This window comes from Candidatus Rhodobacter oscarellae (assembly GCF_001078595.1).
GTDB lineage: Bacteria > Pseudomonadota > Alphaproteobacteria > Rhodobacterales > Rhodobacteraceae > Rhodobacter_B > Rhodobacter_B oscarellae.
In genome coordinates this window covers 3,098,705-3,115,131 of sequence record NZ_LFTY01000002.1, presented here as the reverse complement: position 1 = coordinate 3,115,131, position 16,427 = coordinate 3,098,705, and the positions used below count along the sequence as shown (strand labels likewise).

Genomic DNA, 16,427 nt, shown 5'->3' with positions numbered 1-16,427 from the left:
TATCTCAATTGCGACCTCCCCCTGCCGCAGCCGCGCAGGCCTGGGCATAGGCGGCAGGCGCCTCGTCCCAGACGCATCCTTGGTGATTGCCCTTGGGCGGGTGTGATAACTTGTATGCCGGTCAAGCCGTTGAGGCCGGCGCCGATTTCTTACGAAGAAATCGGAGCGGAAGCTTTCAAAGCTTCCGCCACGCCCAGGCGCCACCCGCACCTTTCCCAAACCCGCTTTTCGCGAAACATGAAACTCGCGCCACGCGTCGCGAACGCGCTTGACCGGGGCGCGAAATTGCAACGTTCTAGGGCGCAGATACGGAGGCTAACGCGATGAAATCCACCACCCGCGCGGTTGTCATTGGCGGCGGAATCGCTGGCTGTTCGACCCTATATCACCTGACTCAGGAGGGCTGGACCGATGTGGTCCTGATCGAGCGGGACGAGCTGACCTCGGGCACCACCTGGCACTCCGCCGCGCAGGTGACCAATTTCGGCATGAACCAGACGATGGTGGGGCTCAAGAGCCACTCTATCGCGCTCTACAAAGAGCTGCGCGACGACCCCGATTACCCGGTGGGCTACAACCACGGCGATGGCGGCATCCGGCTGGCCAATGACGCGCGCACCATGGAGGGGTACCGGCACTTCGCGTCGATGGCCCGCGGCATGGGCGTGGAATACGAGGTGCTTGACGCCGCCGAATGCCAGCGCCGCAACCCTCTGATCTCGACCGAGAACCTCATCGGCGGGCTTTGGGACGGCGAGGACGGGCATATCGACCCCGCGCAGCTCTGCGCCGCGCTGACCCGCCGGGCGCGCAAGGCGGGCGCCGAAGTGGTGCGCCACAACCCGGTAACGGGTCTAACCCAGCACAAGGACCACTCCTGGACGGTGCATACCGAGCAGGGCGATATCGACGCCGAGGTCGTGGTGAACGCCGGCGGCTACCGCTGCAACGAGATCGGCGCGCTGATGGGCGTGCATCACCCCGTCGCCTCGATGGAGCATCAGTATTTCATCACCGACGCCATCCCAGCCGTGCGCGATGCCGGGCATCGCATCCCCCTGCTGCGCTGCCCGATCAGCGATTACTACTGCCGCCAGGAGAAGGACGGGCTGCTGATTGGGTTCTACGAGCAGGACTGCAAGACCTGGGGGATGGATGGCATATCGCCGAGCTTCACGATGGACCTCTGCCCGGACGATTTAGAGCGGGTTAGTGACGTTCTAGAGGGCGCGATTGCGCGGATGCCGGTGCTGGCGGAGACTGGGATAAAGACCATCGTGAACGGCCCGATCACCTACACAATCGACGGCGCGCCTTTGGTTGGCCCCGTGCCGGGCAAGCGCAATGCCTTTTGCATCATCGGGCTGCGCGCCGGGCTGGGCGAGGGCGGCGGGCATGGCTGGCTGCTGGCGCAGCAGATCGTGCATGGCGAGGCGGTCTACGACACCTGGTGCCTCGATCCGCGGCGCTTCACCGGGCATGGCAATCACGAGCTGACCGCGCTGAAGGCGATCGAGGATTATCAGAACGAGTTCCGGTTCCACTTCCCGCATGAGCACCGCCCCGCGGGCCGCCCCGTAAAGACCACGCCCCTGACCCCGGTGCTTGCCGCCGAGGGGGCCGCGTTCACCACCGTGAACGGCTGGGAGAGGGTCGATTACATCAAGCCCAGCGCCGAGTTCTCCGAGACTCACAGCTTCCGCTTTACCGAGGCCTTCGACGTGGTCGCCGCCGAGGTCGCAAACGTGCAGACCAATGTCGGGCTTACCGAGGTGAACGGCTTTAACAGGATCGAGGTCGGCGGGCCTGCGGCGCGCGATTACCTTGAGTATATGATCTGCGGGCGCGTTCAGCACCGCCCCGGACGTGTCGGGCTGGGTTACATGCTGAATGACCAGGGCTGTTTGAAGTCCGAGGTCACGGTCGCGAACCTGCCGGATGGGCGCATCTGGCTTGGCTCTGCCGCCGCCGCCGAGTGGCACGACATGGACTGGCTAAGGGCGCATGCGCCCGAGGGCGTGACGCTTTCCAGCCTGACCAACGACTACACGATCCTATTGCTCGCCGGTCCAGGATCGCGACAGGTCCTGTCGCGCGCCTCTCGCGGGGATTGGTCGGCCGATGCCTTCCCCTGGCTCAGCATCCGCGAGGCCTTCATCGGGATCGCCCCGGCGGTTGTCATGGCGGTCAGCTTTTCGGGTGAGCTGGCCTATGAGATCCACGTGCCCAACAACCAGCTTTACGCCGCCTATCTTGCGCTGCGCGCGGCGGGCAAACCGCTTGGGATGCAGCTCTTCGGTGCCCGCGCGGTGGAGTCGATGCGCCTTGAGAAGGGCTACCTGCATTGGAAGGCCGACATCCTCACCGAGTTCGACCCGTTCGAGACAGGGCTGGAGCGCTTCGTGAAAATGGACAAGGAGTTTCACGGGAAACAGGCTCTAACCAGGCGTGAGAGGGGGAAAAAGCTGGTCACCCTGTCCCTGGACACGCGCGCAGCTCCGGCGCATCCCGGCGCATCCGTGGTGCTGGACGGCAAGGTCGTGGGCACCGTCACCTCCGGTGATTGGGGGCACCGCACGGGGCTGAACCTGGCTTATGCTTTCGTTGAACCGGCCCTTGCGGCGGAGGGCACCGCACTATCCGTGGATGTGATCGGCAGGCAGGTCCCTGCCAAGATCATCGCCGCCGGGCCCTATGATCCGAACGGTATGCTTACCAAATCGTAACCACGAATTGCGATAACCCAGCCCGCGCGCAAAATGACTTTCCGGCCCAAAGACCACCTGATGAAGGTGCAGGGCGGGTAGCGATACGGGGAAAACCACCCCGGACCCATTCAAGGGGCAAGGGCGACCATACCCGGGCCCCCGCGGAGATCTGGCGGCGCCGCCACTTTCAACCAGCAGCGCTTAGTCGACCACCCGCAGCGTGAGATTGATCCGCCCGCCGCCCTGCAACAGGGACGACGAGCCCGGGCGTGTGCGGTCGAGCCCGTGATAGGTCAGCCGCGCCTCCCCACCCATCACCATCACATCGCCAGAGCGCAGCCAGATCGACTCGGTCTTGCCGCCGCGCTCCGTGTTGCCGATGCGGAACAGCCCGTCATCGCCCAGCGAGACCGAGACCACGGGGAAGGAGAAATCCGCCTCGTCGCGGTCCTGGTGCAGGCCCATCTTGGCGGCGCCCCGGTAGAGGTTCAGCAGGCAGCAATCCGGCGCGCGGTCGAGCCCGGTCACTTGGTGCCAAAGCTCCAGGATCGCCGCCGGGATCGGCGGCCACGCGCTGCCCGAGGGGTGGCGCCGCTCATAGCGGTACCCGCGCCGGTCCGAGTACCAGCCGTATTTCCCCGCGCTGGTCATCTGGACGGACATCTTCTTGCCCCAGCGCGTCTCGGGCGAGAAAAGCGGCGCGGCGGCAACCAGCTCTCGCAGGTCCTTGGCCATCGCCGCCTGCGCGTCCGGCAAGATCAGCTCCTGATACAGCGCGAAGCCGCGGATCGTTAGGCTGGGCTTGGGAGTATGTGGGACAAAGGCCATAGAGAGTGATCTAGCGCGCCGCGCCGCGCGTACCAAGGGCAACCTCCGAAACGGGAAGAGCGATATGAAAACATGGGTCACGGTGTTTCTGATCACGGGTGCCGCCGCTCAGGCCCAGGCGGATCCCGCGCGGGTCGGGCTCGGCGCCGCGCTCGTTCCGCAATACGCGGGCGCCGAGGACTACCGCGTCATCGTCACGCCCTCCTTTGCCTTCAGCCTGGGCGAGGTGGAGGTGCAAAGCCGCGGCCCTGCAGTGCAGGTCGATCTGGTGTCACGGCGCGGTTTGGACGCAGGGCCCGTGCTGCGCTGGGATGGCGGTCGGGATCCATCGCGGATTGACAGCGCCGCGGTGAGCGCGCTGCCAGAGGTGGACGGCACGTTGATGCTCGGCGGTTTCGTTGAGCTGGGGTTCCCTGTGGCCGAGGGCACGTTTCTCGGGCCGCGACTGGAGGCGCTGCAAGGCGTCTCCGGCGGGCATGACGGATTGCTGGTCGAGGCATCCTTGGGCCTCACCCGGCTGAGCGGCGACTGGGTGACCGGCGCGCGCGCCTCGGTCGTCTATGCCGACGACGCGCTGATGGACAGCGCGTTCTTTGTGGGGGCTGGCAGCCCCTCTGGCCTTGCGGCCTATAACCCAGGCGGCGGCCTGCGAGACATAGGCCTGTCGGTGTTTGCCAGCTATCAATTGAGCGATGAATGGTCCGTGTCAGGCGCCTTAGGCATCACGCAGCTTGTCGGAGAGGCCGCGGACAGTCCGATCGTGTCCAGCAAGACCCAGGGGGTTTTGAGCTTTGGGCTGAGCTACACGTTCCAGTAGGCAGCGCACCTGTCGGCTGCGATGAGTGGCGGAGGGCTTTGAGACACCCGGCCCGGATCTGATCCGGGGCCTCGCGGTGTAAGCAACAAGCGGGTCCTGCCCGGCCGACGCGCCGCCTCTATCGACGCATAGCTGCAATCGAAACGCGTGATTTGGCGCTCCACGATTTACGCGGTTTTTGCGGCGGGTTTTATTGCAGTGTTTCTTTTTGCTGTGTTTCTTAGGGAAATCTTAGCCCGAATCGGAACACCATAAATGGGCGGTGGTTGGGGAACCGTCTCAAAGAAACGCACCTTCGGTGCCCACCCATTTTCATCTGTCGCGCTCCCCGGTTAATGGTTCGTTAAAATCCACGCAAAACATGTCCTTTCGCGACAATCCGCCCCAGCCCGGTCAGCCGCGCCGCAGCAAAAGCACGTCCCTCAGGATCGACTCGCTCATCCGATGCGCGACCGCGACGGGCACCTCTTCCAGGCCCAGCCCCGAGAAGGCCTCCAGCAGCGCCACGCGCTTTGGCTGGTAGCTGTTGAACGCAATCGCCATGGCCCCGCCGGGTGCCAGGCTCTCCGCCCAGCCCGGCGCGGCCTCGCACAACACCTCCAAAGCGCTGCGCTGGCCCCGCCCCTGATGCTGCACCCCGTAAGGCACATCCGTTGCGATCACGTCGAACCGCTTGCGTTGCAAGAGGTCGCGCGCCGCCACCGTGTCACCGGTGATGAACCGCGCCGAGACGCCCTCGGCCGCGAATTCCAGGTACTTGCCCGCGCCGCGCTTATTCACCTTTTGCACCCAGCCCTCGCTCAGCTTGTGCTTCTGCCGGTGCAGCTTGGTCCATTTCTTCAGCCCGCGCTGGATGTCCACCGGCGCCTGCTTGTCCTGCTCGATCCCAACAGAGCGCATCCCATAGCGCATCGCCCAGAGGCAGGTCGTGCCGCGCCCGCTCATAGGATCGAGGAGCGTCAGCTCCTCCGCCGGGCGGTCCACCTGCTGCAGCGCGAGATTGATCAAGAGCTGCGTGAGCGTCTCGTTGGTTTTGCCGCGATACTTCTCACCCCAGACGAAATCGGGGTGCAGGTGGAAACCGGGCGTCTGCGCCACGGGCAGCATCGCATCGCCTTCGATCGCGAAGGCGCCCTGGGCAAAGGACAGCCGCAGCAGTCCCGGCAGCGCGCCCTCGGCGACGTCCACCACCAAAAAGCGCATGTCACCATGGCTCAGCACCTCCGGCGCCACATCCACGGCCCCGGACAGCTCTGCGAACGCAACCTCGGCGGCCTGGTGGAAGTAAGCGGCCTCGGCGCGCGGCGAGATCAAGAGGGCGTATTTCGGCACGATTCCTTCATCCTTTCTTAATCCTTACTCTTCCAACCCTTAGCGTGCCGTTTCACACATCGCGCTGCGGCGCAAGAACGCCCAAAAAAACACGCCTTTTGCGCCCCCGTGCGGCTTGCAGGGGGTATTTTGCCTCCCTATATACGCCGAGAAGCCTCGCGGGGATGTGATCCTCGCGTAATTGTTGGGATAGGGGCTGGGTGCCGCAACGGGCCGCGCCCCAATGTATCGCCGTTAAGAGAGGACTATACGAATGGCCAAAGTCATCGGGATTGACCTGGGGACCACCAATAGCTGCGTCGCCATTATGGACGGCTCGCAGCCCCGCGTTATCGAGAACGCCGAGGGCGCGCGCACGACCCCTTCCATCGTGGGTTTCACGGATAACGAGCGCCTGGTCGGCCAGCCCGCCAAGCGCCAGGCCGTCACCAACCCAGAGAACACCGTCTTCGCGGTGAAGCGCCTGATCGGGCGCCGCTCGGACGACCCGGCGGTTCTGAAAGACAAAAAGCACGTGCCCTACGAGATCGTAGACGGCGGCAATGGCGACGCCTGGGTCGAGGTGAACGCCGACAAGTATTCGCCCAGCCAGATCAGCGCCTTCATCCTGGGCAAGATGAAAGAGACCGCCGAGAGCTACCTGGGCGAGGACGTCACCCAGGCCGTGATCACCGTGCCGGCCTATTTCAACGACGCCCAGCGCCAAGCCACCAAGGACGCGGGCAAGATCGCCGGCCTGGAAGTGCTGCGCATCATCAACGAGCCCACCGCGGCGGCCCTGGCCTACGGCCTGGACAAGAAAGAGACCAAGACCATCGCGGTCTACGACCTCGGCGGCGGCACCTTCGACATCACCATCCTTGAGATCGACGACGGCCTGTTTGAGGTGAAATCCACCAACGGGGACACGTTCCTGGGTGGTGAGGACTTTGACATGCGCATCGTCCAGTACCTGGCCGACGCGTTCAAGAAAGAGCACCAGGTCGACCTGTCCAAGGACAAGATGGCCCTGCAGCGCCTCAAGGAGGCCGCCGAGAAGGCCAAGATCGAGCTGTCCAGCTCGTCCCAGACCGAGATCAACCAGCCGTTCATCTCGATGGACCCCAACTCGGGCACCCCGATGCACATGGTCATGAAGCTGACCCGCGCCAAGCTGGAAAGCCTGGTGGGCGACCTGATCAAGAACTCGATCAAGCCTTGCAAGGCCGCTTTGAAGGACGCAGGGCTGTCCACCGGCGACATCGACGAGGTCGTGCTGGTCGGCGGGATGACCCGGATGCCGAAGGTGATCGAAGAGGTCACCAACTTCTTCGGCAAAGAGCCGCATAAGGGCGTGAACCCGGACGAGGTCGTGGCCATGGGCGCTGCGATCCAGGCCGGCGTGCTGCAGGGCGACGTCAAGGACGTGGTGCTGCTGGACGTGACCCCGCTGAGCCTCGGCATCGAGACCCTGGGCGGCGTCTTCACCCGCCTGATCGACCGCAACACCACGATCCCGACCAAGAAGTCGCAGATCTTCTCGACCGCCGAGGACAACCAGAACGCAGTGACGATCCGGGTCTTCCAGGGCGAGCGCGAGATGGCCGCGGACAACAAGATCCTGGGCCAGTTCAACCTGGAAGAAATCCCGCCCGCGCCGCGCGGCCTGCCGCAGATCGAGGTCACCTTTGACATCGACGCCAACGGCATCGTGTCGGTCAGCGCCAAGGACAAGGGCACCGGCAAAGAGCAGGTGATCACCATCCAGGCCTCCGGCGGTCTCAGCGACGACGAGATCGACCAGATGGTCAAGGACGCCGAGGCGAATGCCGAGGCCGACAAGGACCGCAAAGAGCTCGTCGAGGCCAAGAACCAGGCCGAGAGCCTCATCCACGGCACCGAGAAGTCCATGGAAGAGCATAACGACAAGGTCGACCCGACCACGATCGAGGCCATCGAGCTGGCCATCGCCGCGCTGAAGGACCAGCTTGAGACCGAGGACGCTGGCAAGATCAAATCCGGCATCCAGAACGTCACCGAGGCCGCGATGAAGCTGGGCGAGGCGATCTATAAATCCGAGCAGGAGAAATCCGGCGCGGCTGAGCCCGAAGACTTCGACGGCGGTGAAGAGCCGCGCGGCGTGGATGACGACATCGTGGACGCCGATTTCGAGGACCTGGACGAAAACAAGCGTGACTAGACGCTGTGAAACAGCCATGGGCCGGTGTGGGGAAATCCGCGCCGGCCTCATGCGTTCCGAAAGGAGCTGACAGTGGCAAAACGCGATTACTACGAGGTCCTGGGCGCCCAAAAGGGTGCCACAGCCGAAGAGCTGAAGAAGGCCTACCGCCGCAAGGCGAAAGAGCTGCACCCGGACCGCAACTCGGACAACCCCAACGCCGAAAGCCAGTTCAAAGAGGTCAACGAGGCCTATGACGCGCTGAAGGACCCCGACAAGAAGGCCGCCTATGACCGCTATGGGCACGCGGCGTTCGAGGGCGGTATGGGCGGCGGGCCAAGGCCCGGCGGGCCCGGGCATGGTGATTTCGCCAGCGCGTTCTCGGATGTGTTTGACGACCTATTCGGCGACTTCATGGGCGCGCGCCCGGGCGGCGGCGGCGGGCGGCAGCGCGCCACGCGCGGCTCGGACCTGCGCTATAACATGCGCGTGTCGCTGGAGGATGCCTACCAGGGCGTCCAGAAGACCATCAACGTGCCGACCTCTGTGTCCTGCGGCACCTGCGACGGGACCGGCGCGGAAGGCGGCGCCGAGCCGACCACCTGCCCGACCTGCTCTGGCATGGGCAAGGTGCGCGCGCAGCAGGGCTTCTTTACGGTCGAGCGGACCTGCCCGACCTGCGCGGGCGCGGGGCAGATCATCTCGAACCCCTGCGCTGCCTGCGGCGGCTCGGGGCGCGTGAACAAAGACCGCGCGCTGAGCGTGAACATCCCCGCGGGCGTCGAGACCGGCACCCGCATCCGCCTCGCCGGGGAAGGCGAGGCCGGGCTGCGCGGCGGGCCAAACGGCGATCTCTACATCTTCATCGAGGTGCAGGAGCACGCGCTGTTCCAGCGCGACGGGCAGGACCTGTTCTGTCATGTGCCGGTCAGCATGGCTTCGGCGGCGCTCGGCGGGGACATCGAAGTCCCGACGATGGATGGCGGTCGCAGCCGCGTGAAGGTCCCCGCGGGCAGCCAATCCGGCCGCCAGATGCGCCTGCGCGGCAAGGGCATGCCCGGCCTGCGCGGCAGCGGGCATGGCGATATGTTCATCGAGCTCGCGGTGGAGACCCCGGTGAACCTGACCACACGGCAGAAGGAAATCCTGCGCGAATTCGAGAAGCTCAGCGAGGAGAACAACCCCGAAAGCTCGACCTTCTTCTCGAAGGTGCGCAGCTTCTTTGACGGGATGACAAGCTAGGCTTTTGGAGGGTTTGTTGCGCCGGGTTTTGTCACCCGGCGCCGCGCCCGCCCTGCGTGAGTGTTCGCCGCGAATCGCCAAGATTCCATTAATTCTCGCGGCGCCTCGCACCCCATCCTGAGAATTTTACCCCCGATTAACCAATTCGGGCGAGGATCGCGGCATGGCACGCCCGCCCGCCTTCAACGAAGCCCCCCTGCCCCTGTTCGAGGGCGAGGAAGCCGTGCGGGCGGTGAACTCCGACCGCCTGCCCTCATACATCAAGGGTCATCGCAAGCGCCTGCGCGAGCGCTTCCTGCAGCGCGGGTCAGAGGCGCTGGCCGATTACGAACTGTTAGAGCTGCTGCTGTTCCGCACGTTCAAGAACGGCGACGTGAAGCCCCTGGCGAACCGGCTGATGCAGCGGTTTGGCAACCTGGATCGCGTCATCTCCGCCCCCCGCGCGCTGTTGCAGGACGTGGACGGCGTGGGCCCCGAGGCCGCAACAGATTTCAAGGTGCTCGAGGCGCTGGCCCGGCGCATGGCCCGCGCGCAGGTGATGCACCGCCCGGTCCTGTCGGGCTGGGACGCGCTGCTTGACTACTGCCACACGGCGATGGCGCATCGCGCGACCGAGCAGTTCCGCGTGCTCTACCTGGACCGCAAGAACGTGCTGATCGCCGACGAGGAGCAGGCCGAGGGCACGGTGGATCACGTGCCGGTCTACCCGCGCGAGGTGGTCAAGCGCGCGCTGGAGCTAAACGCCTCAGCGCTGATCCTGGTGCACAACCACCCCTCTGGGGATCCCACGCCGTCGGATTCCGACATCCAGATGACCATCCAGATCGAGGACGCCGCGCGGGTACTGGGCGTGACGCTGCACGATCATTTGATCATCGGCAAGGAGACCGAGCTGAGCATGCGCAGCGCTGGGTATCTATGACGGAGAGATGCACGCCCAAGGGCTTAGACTGTCTTAAACAGGCCCCCCGTCTGTTGGCGGCGAAAACAATGCAACAACGAAGTTCCGCAACCCCGCCTCAATCGCACCTGCATTGGATCGCAAGAACTTGGATCAGGTTTTTAAACGAAACGCGGCAGAAGCTACTGAAGTTGCGGGCGGTTGCTTTCGACGACAGCGCATTGCCAAAAACTTGCGTCACCACTTTTGGCAGTGCGCCCGCACGATCCAGAGGTCGCGCATGCCCTGGCTCCGGTCTCCGGTCTCCGGTCTCCGGTCTCCGGTCAAAGACGGGACACTTGGATGTTTCAATGCAAACCCGAAACGCTCTGTTTGGCGCGACAAACTGGCCCTGGGCGCGAATTTCTGAACGAAAATTAACCGCCCATTAGAGCGAATCGGCGGACAATATGGGCGGGTGGACGGTGGCATCCCTCGTGGAAAAAACTGAATGCACCGCGCGCTCATTTAACCCAAACTTCAACCCGCCGATTGATCTCTTTGCCCCAGGGATCCTCGTCGCAGGCCATGGGCATGGCTTCTCCATAGGCCTGTGCCATGATCTCTAACCTCTCGCGATCCGCCGCCGGCGCGGCGCGAAGCACGGCGCGCTGCACGGTCACAGCGCGGCGCCGCGCCAGGCGCAGGTTGCCACGCGCGGCGCCGTCACCATCGCTGAACCCCACAAAGAAAAGCTGCCTCTGGTCGAAACGGCCTCTCTCTAACTCGGCGGCGAGAATATCCACGTTCGAGCGCGACTGCGCATCCAGGACCGGTCCGCCCGGTTTGAACCGAAAGCTCAGCGTCAACCGCGAGGTGCCATCCATCGCGGCGACCATCCTCTGCAGCTCTACCAGCGGGACCTCTTTGCCCGCCGCCTGCACCGCATTCGCAAGGCGCTGCCCCTGCTCTGCCAGCGCCACCTGGCCCACGCGAAGGTCAACGAAACCGGCGCGTAGCACCACGGGTTGCGCGGCTGCAGACCGGATATAGGCGCCGAACTCGCGCGCGATGGGTGAGGGTCGCCCGCGCGGTGAATAGACAAATAGCGGCATCGTCAGCGGGTAGTCCTCTGTCTTCAGGCTCGCGGCGCGGGCGGGCAAGCGCTTGCCGCAACTGCCGACGATGTCCACCGGCTTGGCGTTGCCGATATCCGAGAACGCAGCGATCCCCAGCGCATGAGGGTCCCGCTCTACCGCGCTGGCCAGGCTCGCATTGTCGGGGTGCAAAGTGACCCCGGCCGAAAGCAACTCGCGCGCAGGAAAAATCACCCGGCGCAGGAACTCGGCAGCATACCCTGAATCACCGTCCCGCAGATGAAGCTTCAGCGGCGCGGGCGGCTGGCCCAGCGCCTCCCAGCTAATGATCTTGCCCGCGAACACGGCGGCAAGGTCATCCATCGTGATCGCATCCAGCGGGTTGCGCCGCGCCACGATGGGCACAAGCCCATCCAAGCCGACGATCCGCGAGCGCTGCGGCGCGCCCAGATCGCCCAGCCCCGCGGCGCGGCCAAGCCGGCGCTCCTCCTCGGTGACCTCACGCGTCGATAGAACCAGGTCGGCCTCATCTGCGATGAGGTCGGCAAAGCCCTCGGCGGTCGAGGTCACGTTGAACATGACGCGGGTGATCTCTACGCCGGTCTCGCGGTCCTTCAATTCATAGGTAAACGCGGTGTCGCTGGAGACAAGCCGCGCGACGGCGTAGCCCTTGCGCGCCGCGAAGGTCTCGACCAGCGCCGGCATCAGCACCGCGCCCATGGCCTGCGAGCCGGCGATCCGCAGCTCTGACACGAAGCTGGTCAGGTCGGGACAGCCCGGCCCATCGCACAGCACCCCGGCGCCATCCATGGTCAGCGGGCCATGTGCGGTGTCGATGCGGTAAAGCTCGCCGTCGAAGCTCAGCAAGGTCCCCGAGACGGCGACGCTGCCATCACGCGACGTCAAGGTGACGTCCTGCGCAACCGACGCACCCGGGCTGATCGAAACGAGAAGTGCGGCGATGAACGCCGCACAGAGATGTCGCATCAAATGCTGATCCTTGCGCCGTCAGTTTGACGCGATTCTCAGGTCTCTGATCAGATTTTTCAACACCAGAAATTCACCCACCGCATCGCAATCCGGAACAAACAGCGTCACGGCAACGGTTTTGGGCTGGCCGTCAATGCCAGGCTCTACGGTGTGACCGGCAACCTCCGCGCCGCAGTTCTGCGCGGTGACCTCGGCCTCGACGCTGATGCGCACCGTCCCGGCGGCGTCAGCGGTGCTGGCGGGGAAGGTGTAAACCTCGGACATCTGCGCGCCCTCGATGCTCGGGTCGCCCAGGCGCATCAGATAACCAGAGCCCTCGAGCCCTGCCAGAACCGGATCGCCGGGGGCCTCGGCCCAGATATGCCCGGCGGCGCCATATTCGGCACCGAATTCAAGCGCGTGAAGCTGCAGACCTGATTGCGCAGCGGACACGATGGCCACGCGCTCGAGCCCAGAGAAGTTCTCGGCGTCGATGGCGGTGGCGGCCTCGGTTCCGTCCTCGAAGACAACGCTCAGCTCAGTGGCGCCGACCATGGCCGGGACCATCTGCTGGGCGAGGCCCAATTCGTCGGTGCGGATGGAGAATTCCAGCGGGCCATAGCGCACAGCCACGACCGCGTCGCCGCGGCAGGGGGCCATCATCGTCATTGTGAACTTGCCGGTCTCGGTCACGGGCGACGCGGAAAGGGTCGGGCCGCAGCTAATGCCGAACTGGTTGCGCGCGGTATTGTCGATGGAGGGCGCGGCGGGGGGCTCTTGCGTGGCCATGCGAGCCTTCAGGTCCGCGCCGGGATTCGGCAGCGGTGCGGGCATCAGCACATCGGCGGGCGGCGGCGGGAACTCGGCCTCCGCCGCCAGGCTTTCCTGCGCGCGCAGCGTCTCGAGCGGCACGTCAAGCTCGGCCTTGGCCAGCACGGGGCCCGGCGCAGGCGCGGCGCTCCCATCAGCGGGGATTTCAAGGGCGTCGGCGGGCGCGCTTGGTGCGGGCGTCGCCACAGCGATCAGCGTGACGTCATTCTTATCCGCGGCGACAACCGCGGCACCAACGGGTTCCGCGCCCTCGGGCGCGCTGGCAGAAGCGGCGTTGGCCGCGGCCAGGGATGCCACGGACCCAGCATTCACGCCCGGCGTCGCCCCATTGTCACGCTGCATCAAATGCGCGGTCACGGCTGCGGCGGCGATGGTCACGCCCGCGGTTAAAAATCTTTTTTTGCTCGGCATTCGCCCACTCCGTCCAAAGGCGGTTCAGGCGAGGTATCCCGGAAAATTAAGGTAAAGGTATGACCAAGACGCTAAATAGCGCCGCTTTCAGAAAGCAGATTGCGGCCATTTTGCCACAGTAAAGCCATTCGCATCAGAACCTGACACAGGTTTATCGCGATCCGTAGCAGAGACGCGCTGGCCCCTAGGCCAGGCGCCCATGGCAGTGCTTGAACTTCTTGCCGGACCCGCAGGGGCACAGGTCGTTGCGGCCGGGATTGCCCCAGGTCGTCGGGTCGCTTTCGTTGAAACCGGCGATGGCGTTGGGGAAGCCCGGGTTCTCGCCCTCTGCGGCGGCGTCCGCATTTGGCGTCGCCGTGGCCTGCGCCTGTTGCAGCGCGCGTTGCTGGGCGATCATCTGCTCCATCATCGCCTTCTGCTCTTCCTCGGACATCGGGCGGACTTGGCTGAGCTTTTGCGTCACATCCTCGCGCAGCCCGTTCAGCATCGTCTCAAAAAGCTGGAACGACTCGGTCTTGTATTCGTTCAGCGGATCGCGCTGTGCGTAGCCGCGAAAGCCCACGACCGAGCGCAGATGTTCGAGCATCAGCAGGTGCTCGCGCCATTTCGCGTCGATGGTCTGCAGCAGGAACTGCTTTTCGATCGTGCGCATGTTCTCGGGACCGAACTGCACCGCCTTCTGCGCCATCATCTCGTCCGCGGCCTGGCAGAGCCGCTCGCGGATGGTCTCGTCGTCGACGCCTTCCTCTTCGGTCCAGCCGATCACGCCGGTCTCAACGCCGGCCTTCTCGAGCACGGCGGCATAGAGCCCCTCGCCGTCCCATTGGTCGGCATAGGTCTTGGGCGGGATGTAGGTGTCGACCAGATCGTCGATCACCTGGTGGCGCATATCCTCGACCACATCCGACAGGTCCTCGGCCTCCATCACGTCGCGGCGCTGCGAGAAGATCACCTTGCGCTGATCGTTCATCACGTCGTCGAACTTCAGAAGCTGCTTACGGATGTCAAAGTTGCGCCCCTCGACCTTGGCCTGGGCGCGCTCCAGCGACTTGTTCACCCAGGGGTGCACAATCGCCTCGCCTTCTTGCATGCCCAGCGTGGTCAGCATCTTTTCCAGCCGCTCGGAGCCGAAGATGCGCATCAGATCGTCCTCGAGGGACAAAAAGAACGAGGACTTGCCCGGGTCGCCCTGCCGCCCGGAACGGCCGCGCAGCTGGTTGTCGATGCGGCGGCTCTCGTGCCGCTCGGTGGCCAGCACGAACAGCCCGCCGGCGTCCTTGACGGCCTGCTCATCCGCGGCGTGGGCCTCTTCGATCCGTTGCCGGATCTCATCGGGGTTCCCCTCTGGATCGGCGGCAATCGCCTCCATCACCGTGAACTCGACATTGCCGCCCAGTTTGATGTCGGTGCCGCGCCCGGCCATGTTCGTGGCGATGGTGATCGCGCCCAGCTTGCCCGCATTGGCGACGATCTGCGCCTCTTGCTCGTGCTGGCGCGCGTTCAGCACGTTATGCGGCAGGCCGCCCTTGTTCTCGGCGACCTGTTCCAGCGCCTCGGCATCGGCGATCAGCACGGCCTTTTCCTCGGGCTTCTTGATGCCCTCGGCGACGGCGCGCCGCGCGGCGGCGATCCGTTTCAGGCCCTGCACGTCGCCCAGAAGCTGCGACAGGAACTCTGACTTCTCAATCGAGGTCGTGCCGACCAGCACCGGCTGGCCCTTGATATGCGCCTTGGCGATCTCTTGCACGATGGCGTCGAATTTCTCCTGCGCGGTGCGATAGACGGCGTCGTGGTCGTCCTGGCGCGCGATGGGCAGGTTGGTGGGCACCTCGACCACGCCGAGCCCGTAGATATCGGCGAATTCCTCGGCCTCGGTCAAAGCGGTGCCGGTCATCCCCGAGAGCTTGTCATAGAGGCGGAAGTAGTTCTGGAAGGTCACGCTGGCCAGGGTCACGTTCTCGGGCTGGATCTTGCAGCCCTCCTTGGCCTCAATCGCCTGGTGCAGCCCGTCCGACAGGCGCCGCCCGGACATCATGCGCCCGGTGAACTCGTCGATCAGCACGACCTCGTTGTCGCGGACGATATAGTCCTTGTCCTTGGTGAACAGCTTATGCGCGCGCAGGCCCTGGTTGATGTGGTGCACGATGGTGGTGCTTTCGGGGTCGTAGAGCGTGTGCTCCTCGGGCAGGATGCCCGCCACCTTCAGCCGCTCTTCGAGGAACTCGTTGCCCTCGTCGGTGAAGGTCACGTTCCGGGTCTTCTCGTCCAGCGTGTAGTGCTCGTCGGTGACCTCGGGGATGATCCCGTCGATGGTGATGTAGAGGTCAGAGCGGTCCTGCGCCGGGCCAGAGATGATCAGCGGCGTGCGCGCCTCGTCGACCAGGATGCTGTCCACCTCGTCCACAATCGCGTAATGGTGGTCGCGCTGATACATGTCCGACAGCTCGGACTTCATGTTGTCGCGCAGGTAGTCGAACCCAAGCTCGTTATTGGTGGCGTAGGTGATATCGCTGGCATAGGCGGCCTGCTTCTCGGCGTCGGGCTGCTGCGGGTAGACCACCCCGGTGGTCATGCCCAGCGCGCCGAACACCTTGCCCATCCACTCGGCGTCGCGCCGCGCCAGGTAATCGTTCACGGTGACGATATGCACGCCGCGCTTGGTCAGCGCGTTCAGATAGGCCGGGAAGGTCGCCACAAGGGTCTTGCCCTCGCCGGTCTTCATTTCCGAGATATTGCCCTCGTGCAAAAAGATCCCGCCCATCAGCTGCACGTCAAAGGCGCGCAGGCCCAGCGCCCGCTTGGCGCCCTCGCGGCAGTTGGCGAAGGCCTCTGGCAGCAGCTTGTCCAAGCTCTCGCCGCCCGCCACGCGCTCGACGAACTCGGCGGTCTTGGCGATCAGCTCTTCGTCAGAGAGTTTCTCGAACTCGGGCTCCAGCGCGTTGATCTTTTCGACTGTTGGTCGGGTCGCCTTGATCTTGCGGTCGTTCGGCGTGCCGAAGACCTTTTTGGCAAGTGTTCCGAATCCCAGCATCTGCTCTCCGCGCTGTTGCGTCTTCAATAAACATGAGAGACAACTTGTTGCCCCAGGCGGCCTGGCCCCGAATGGGAGGACAGCATCACCTGCGCCCCGTTGCGCCCTTTCGCGATGTAAGGG

At 64.6% G+C, this 16,427-nt stretch carries 10 protein-coding genes and 1 pseudogene; 5 read left to right on the top strand and 6 right to left on the bottom strand.

Annotated features, from left to right (window positions below):
• Window positions 1-323 precede the first annotated feature (323 nt).
• On the top strand, window positions 324-2,726 hold the full coding sequence (locus AIOL_RS19575) for a GcvT family protein (RefSeq protein WP_049644526.1): 2,403 nt from the start codon (window positions 324-326) through the stop codon (window positions 2,724-2,726).
• A 183-nt stretch (window positions 2,727-2,909) separates the two neighbouring features.
• Here the strand turns inward: AIOL_RS19575 and AIOL_RS19570 are convergent, their stop codons facing one another.
• Entirely contained in the window at window positions 2,910-3,536 is a 627-nt protein-coding gene (locus AIOL_RS19570) for an alpha-ketoglutarate-dependent dioxygenase AlkB family protein (protein WP_049644525.1), read from the bottom strand.
• Window positions 3,537-3,600: 64 nt separating this feature from the next.
• On the opposite strand from AIOL_RS19570, the gene AIOL_RS19565 reads away from it, so the two are divergent.
• Complete coding sequence (locus AIOL_RS19565; RefSeq protein ID WP_082152696.1) at window positions 3,601-4,353, top strand: MipA/OmpV family protein; 753 nt, start codon at window positions 3,601-3,603, stop codon at window positions 4,351-4,353.
• A gap of 393 nt (window positions 4,354-4,746) precedes the next feature.
• Here AIOL_RS19565 and AIOL_RS19560 read toward each other — a convergent pair whose 3' ends face one another.
• Complete coding sequence (locus AIOL_RS19560; protein ID WP_152912604.1) at window positions 4,747-5,685, bottom strand: TRM11 family SAM-dependent methyltransferase; 939 nt, start codon at window positions 5,683-5,685, stop codon at window positions 4,747-4,749.
• Between the two features lie 253 nt (window positions 5,686-5,938).
• Between AIOL_RS19560 and dnaK the strand changes: the two genes are divergently transcribed.
• From dnaK to radC, 3 genes are all read left to right on the top strand, one after another.
• Entirely contained in the window at window positions 5,939-7,864 is a 1,926-nt protein-coding gene (gene dnaK / locus AIOL_RS19555) for a molecular chaperone DnaK (RefSeq protein WP_049644522.1), read from the top strand.
• A 72-nt stretch (window positions 7,865-7,936) separates the two neighbouring features.
• Window positions 7,937-9,085, top strand: coding sequence for a molecular chaperone DnaJ (dnaJ, locus tag AIOL_RS19550; protein WP_049644521.1), 1,149 nt, complete (start codon window positions 7,937-7,939; stop codon window positions 9,083-9,085).
• Window positions 9,086-9,248: 163 nt separating this feature from the next.
• The gene (gene radC / locus AIOL_RS19545; RefSeq protein WP_049644520.1) at window positions 9,249-10,007 is read left to right on the top strand and encodes a RadC family protein; all 759 of its coding nucleotides are present in this window, start codon (window positions 9,249-9,251) and stop codon (window positions 10,005-10,007) included.
• A gap of 482 nt (window positions 10,008-10,489) precedes the next feature.
• Here radC and AIOL_RS19540 read toward each other — a convergent pair whose 3' ends face one another.
• The 4 genes and pseudogenes from AIOL_RS19540 to secA all read right to left on the bottom strand — a co-directional run.
• Entirely contained in the window at window positions 10,490-12,049 is a 1,560-nt protein-coding gene (locus tag AIOL_RS19540) for a phosphate ABC transporter substrate-binding/OmpA family protein (protein ID WP_049644519.1), read from the bottom strand.
• 21 nt (window positions 12,050-12,070) lie between these two features.
• A complete protein-coding gene (locus tag AIOL_RS24010) occupies window positions 12,071-13,273 on the bottom strand; it encodes a hypothetical protein (RefSeq protein WP_053101315.1) in 1,203 nt (400 codons plus the stop codon).
• A gap of 184 nt (window positions 13,274-13,457) precedes the next feature.
• Complete coding sequence (locus AIOL_RS26450; protein ID WP_449240104.1) at window positions 13,458-13,670, bottom strand: SEC-C metal-binding domain-containing protein; 213 nt, start codon at window positions 13,668-13,670, stop codon at window positions 13,458-13,460.
• Between the two features lie 5 nt (window positions 13,671-13,675).
• A pseudogene (secA, locus tag AIOL_RS19530) lies at window positions 13,676-16,304 on the bottom strand (preprotein translocase subunit SecA); the annotation flags it as partial.
• Window positions 16,305-16,427 lie beyond the last annotated feature (123 nt).

Coding starts and splice junctions, on each gene's coding strand:
- AIOL_RS19575 (WP_049644526.1), top strand. CDS start 324: ATGAAATCCACCACCCGCGCGGTTGTCATTGGCGGCGGAATCGCTGGC.
- AIOL_RS19570 (WP_049644525.1), bottom strand. CDS start 3,536: ATGGCCTTTGTCCCACATACTCCCAAGCCCAGCCTAACGATCCGCGGC.
- AIOL_RS19565 (WP_082152696.1), top strand. CDS start 3,601: ATGAAAACATGGGTCACGGTGTTTCTGATCACGGGTGCCGCCGCTCAG.
- dnaK (WP_049644522.1), top strand. CDS start 5,939: ATGGCCAAAGTCATCGGGATTGACCTGGGGACCACCAATAGCTGCGTC.
- radC (WP_049644520.1), top strand. CDS start 9,249: ATGGCACGCCCGCCCGCCTTCAACGAAGCCCCCCTGCCCCTGTTCGAG.
- AIOL_RS19540 (WP_049644519.1), bottom strand. CDS start 12,049: ATGCGACATCTCTGTGCGGCGTTCATCGCCGCACTTCTCGTTTCGATC.
- AIOL_RS24010 (WP_053101315.1), bottom strand. CDS start 13,273: ATGCCGAGCAAAAAAAGATTTTTAACCGCGGGCGTGACCATCGCCGCC.
- AIOL_RS26450 (WP_449240104.1), bottom strand. CDS start 13,670: ATGATCGCCCAGCAACGCGCGCTGCAACAGGCGCAGGCCACGGCGACG.